The 2,444-nt window shown below is 29.7% G+C and carries 4 protein-coding genes and 1 pseudogene; 1 reads left to right on the plus strand and 4 read right to left on the minus strand.

Features of this window, described 5'->3' with window-relative positions:
* The 4 genes from HG1285_RS04470 to HG1285_RS04455 form a co-directional block, all read right to left on the minus strand.
* Window positions 1–607 (minus strand): RsmE family RNA methyltransferase (locus HG1285_RS04470; RefSeq protein WP_008288628.1); only part of this gene is annotated, 607 nt, incomplete at its 3' end.
* A 5-nt stretch (window positions 608–612) separates the two neighbouring features.
* The gene (tatA, locus tag HG1285_RS04465; protein ID WP_008288629.1) at window positions 613–864 is read right to left on the minus strand and encodes a twin-arginine translocase TatA/TatE family subunit; all 252 of its coding nucleotides are present in this window, start codon (window positions 862–864) and stop codon (window positions 613–615) included.
* An 11-nt stretch (window positions 865–875) separates the two neighbouring features.
* Window positions 876–1,364, minus strand: coding sequence for a redoxin domain-containing protein (locus HG1285_RS04460; RefSeq protein WP_008288630.1), 489 nt, complete (start codon window positions 1,362–1,364; stop codon window positions 876–878).
* A 1-nt stretch (window position 1,365) separates the two neighbouring features.
* Window positions 1,366–1,947, minus strand: coding sequence for a YqiA/YcfP family alpha/beta fold hydrolase (locus HG1285_RS04455; RefSeq protein WP_008288631.1), 582 nt, complete (start codon window positions 1,945–1,947; stop codon window positions 1,366–1,368).
* Window positions 1,948–2,022: 75 nt separating this feature from the next.
* Between HG1285_RS04455 and HG1285_RS04450 the strand changes: the two are divergent.
* Window positions 2,023–2,444: pseudogene (locus HG1285_RS04450) on the plus strand (class I SAM-dependent rRNA methyltransferase); the annotation flags it as partial.

The raw sequence follows: 2,444 nt of genomic DNA on the forward strand, positions 1-2,444 counted from the left end.
CTGCTAAAATACTAACCTCATCCTGTGTAAATCCACCTTCATTACCAATAACCACATTAACTTTCTTTACACTCAACTGGCAGTAATTTTTTAAAGTTTCATTTTTTTCTCTTTCATAAAATAAGACGTTAAGCTCAGCATCTGAAGGAATATCTTTTAATTTTATAGGTTTTTCAATAATTACAGGATAAAGCCTTTCGCACTGTTTTATTGAGTTTAGGGTTATCTTTTTCCATTTCTCTATTTTTTTCAATATGTCTTTTTCTTTAACTGCACTGTTTTTACAAATAACTGGAATAAACCTGTAAACTCCCAGTTCTGTAATAAAAGGAATAAGTTCATCAACTTTTGAAAGCTGATTTGGGGCACAAAGGTAAAGAGTAATTTTTAGGTGTGTTTCATTTGTAGTAAGTTCTTCTAAAATCTTAGCCTTTAAATGTTTCTTAGATACTTCTAAAACTTTAGCGAGATAAATATGTCCATTTAAATCATTTACCCTTATAAAATAATCAGGCTTTATTCTTTTTACAAAGGCATGATGGGCTTCATCCTTATCAAGGATTAAAAACCCATCTTCTTTTTTTCCAATAAATATAGGATATGACATAAAGTTTAAGCTTGTGTCTTTTCTTCTACCTTAGTTGAAGGCTGAATTTCTTCTTTTTTCACCTCTGCTTCAATCTCTTTTGCTTTAACTACTTTTTCTTCTTTTTTCTCTTCTTCTTCACCGCTTAAAGAAGATTTAAAACTTCTTATACCTTCACCAAGACCTTTTCCTATTTCTGGAAGTTTCCTTGCACCAAACAGAAGGAGTAATATCCCAAATATTAATAAAAGCTCAGGTATACCTATTCCACCAAACATATAAATGCCTCCTATTTTTTTACACTTTTTACAGCATTAATTATATCATTAATACTCTCTTCTATGACTTTTGGTTCCCAGACTTCTACTATATAACCTTTTGGATTTATTAAAAACACTGTAGAAACAACTTTTTCCTTTTCTATACCGTTAACATTTACTTTTTCAAAAACACCATACCCTTTTATCGTTGACATATCTGGGTCTGATAAAATTGGAAAATCTATATTATGAGCCCTTGAAAATTTTTCATGCTCAAATACAGGGTCTTCATCTATAACAACAGGTATAACTCCAAGCTCCTTCACTTTATCTAAATTTTCCTTTAAAGGACACCCGCTTCTATCACATCTTTTCTTTTCTGCAGAAGATACAAAATACAATAAAACATATTTATCCTGTCCTAAAAAGTCAGCAAGGCTTACAGTTTTTCCACTCTGGTCTTTTAAATGAAACTCAGGAGCTATCTCCCCAACCTTTAATCTTTTGTCTTTTGCCATTTTAAATTCCTCCATTTGTTTTTTGTTTTAAATCATCTATAAGCTCAGGCATATGTGTAAACCTGTGATTTCCACCAGGGTACATTTTTACATACACACCGTGCTTTTCATAATAGTCTCTGGTCTCTTTACTGTCAAGAAGCTCATCTTCTTCATCTAAATAAACAAAAATTAAGTCTTTTATTTCTTTTAGCTTTTCTTCCGGCACATAATATTTTTTTAGACTTTCAAGGTGTTGTTTCGTAAACTCATACTCTTCATCACTTTTATAATTTTTCTGATGTCCCACCTGTGAACTCAACGAAGTATAAGGGTCAATAGATGGATTTATTAAGACTGCTGGAACATTGTATTTATAGGAAAGATAGACTGCATAAAACCCACCAAGCGATGTTCCCACAATAATTAAATTATCTTTATCTTTTACAGCCTCTGTTAAAAACTCAAGCTGTTTCATTGCTTTTTCTGGGTCATAAGAAAGAGTTGGAGATATTACATTTTCATCACCAAATGCTTTTTTTAAATGATTTATCTTTTCTCCATATCCTGCTGAGTTAAAACCATGTACGTAAAGAATTTTCATAATCATACCTTTTATCTAAATTTTGGCTAAAATTATAATATAAAAATATTTCTTTAATCTGCCATAGGAGAAATTTTGAAAAAAGTAATTGTTAATAAATATGGTTATGAAAAACTATCTTACTTTAATCCGTGGATTTACAAAAATGAGATAAAAAAATTACCTGAAAATATAGCTGACGGCTCACTTGTTGAAATCTATTCAGAAAATGGGCAGTTTTTAGGCACTGGTTATATAAACCAGAAAAGTTTAATAACTATAAGAGTTTTAACTTTTAAAAAGGAAAATATAGATATAAACTTTTTTATAAAAAAAATAAAAAAAGCTCTAAAAAAAAGAAAAAAACTTGAAAAAATTACCGACTCTTACAGAATAATCCACTCAGAAGCAGATGATATTCCCGGACTTATTGTAGATAAATATAAAAATTATTTATCAGTCCAGTTTAATACACTTGGAATAAATAATTTTAAAAATGAAATCGTTGAGGCTTTAAT

The organism is Hydrogenivirga sp. 128-5-R1-1, from assembly GCF_000171895.1.